This window comes from Streptomyces nanshensis (assembly GCF_001751255.1).
Classification (GTDB): domain Bacteria; phylum Actinomycetota; class Actinomycetes; order Streptomycetales; family Streptomycetaceae; genus Streptomyces; species Streptomyces nanshensis_A.
The window spans coordinates 1-1,542 of the sequence record NZ_LJGW01000560.1 but is presented as its reverse complement, the minus strand read 5'-3'; the positions used below and the strand labels follow the sequence as shown (position 1 = coordinate 1,542).

Below are 1,542 nucleotides of genomic sequence, written 5' to 3'. Positions count from 1 at the left end.
CGGGGAACTCCCGGGCCCGCGCCGCGTGTTGAGCACCATCGGCCGTACGCCGGCCGCTGCCTGCCGGGGCCGGCGCATCAGCCGGTGGGGTCAGTCCGTGCTCGGCCGCCCCGGTCCGTCGCAGCCGAAGGTGTCGCCGCGCACCGGCGCGCCCTCGACGCTGCTGCGGTCGTAGACCACGTCGGCCACCTTCGTGCCCTCGGTGCCGGGCCGTACGGTGAAGACCTCCGAGTGCTTCTCGCCCGCCACCTTCGCCGGACGCCGCACCGCCCCGGGCATCGCCGCCGCGAGGGTGCCGGACTTGCGCTCCCAGTGGGAGTCGTACGTGATCTCCGTCCGTCCGCCGCTCGGCCCGGAGACCGCCGCACGCCGCTGGTTCAAGACCTTGAACCCGTTGTCGCTCAGATCCTGTGCGATGCGCAGGGCGGCGGGGCCGGACCCCTCGACGCGTACGGTGATCTCCTCCGGGCGGTACGACACGGGGGTGGCACCGGGCTGCGGGCCCGTCGCCGGGTTGCCGGTCACCCGGCGGTCCTCGCGCAGGTCGGCGAAGAGGGCGCGGGCACGCGGACCGTCCCACAGCAGAGTCGAGCCCCACTCCGGCACCCGGTGGTCGAAGTCGGCGACCGGCACCGTCGCGAATTCCGTCTGCCGCGCGGTCAGTCCGCGCAGCTCTCCGGCGAGCTGTCCGAGCCGTCCCATCGTGAAGCCCTTGTCCCAGCGGACCGCGCCGTTCAACTCGGCGGCGGCACGCACCACTTCGAGCGGACTGCCGCCCGCGCGCCCGGAGGTCAGGGCCCCCAGCAGCTCACCGAGGACGCGCTGCTGACGGCGCATCCGGCCGAGGTCGCCGGGAGGTTCGACGTGCCGGGCGCGTACGAACCGCAGGGTGTCGTCGCCGTTCAGGATGTGCGTCCCCTTCGGCAGCCGCAGACCGCTGTTGGCGTCCGCGAGGTCCTTGCTCGTGCACACCTTCGCGCCGCGCAGCCGGTTCACGGCCTTCTCGAATCCGGCGAAGCCGGTCTCGGCGTAGTGGTCGACGCGTACGCCGGTGGCCTGTTCGACGGTACGGACGGTCAGGGCCGGACCGCCGTGCGCGTAGGCCCCGTTGATCTTTCCCTGGTGGCGGCTGGAACGCTCGGTGACCTTGCCGACGCCCTTGCCGTGGTCCCGGTGGGAGGCGAAGCGTACGTAGGAGTCGCGCGGGATGCCGACGACGCTGACGCGGTCGCGGTCCGCGGAGACGTGCAGCAGCATCAGCACATCGGTGCAGTCGCACTGCTGGCCGTTGACGTGCAGCCGGTCCCGCGTCTTCTTCGAGAGGCCCTCCCGGCGGTCGATTCCGGCGATGAGGATGTTGAGGCCGGGGCCGCGGGCGGGGCGGCCCGCGGCGGGGACGTGGTCGAAGACGTCGCGTACGCGGTCCGAACCGGCGGGCGCGGCGGGCGAGTTCAGGGCGGCGGACGCCGCGCCCGAGACCGCGCCGGACGCCGTGCCGGAGAGGACTCCGCCGGTGAGCGCGGCGCAGACGGCGCAGGAGAC

The 1,542-nt window shown here is 73.8% G+C and carries 1 protein-coding gene; it reads right to left on the bottom strand.

Annotated elements, in window-relative coordinates:
- Positions 1–90: 90 nt before the first annotated feature.
- On the bottom strand, positions 91–1,542 hold a 1,452-nt coding region (locus AN218_RS29725), incomplete at its 5' end, for an LCP family protein (protein ID WP_070020167.1).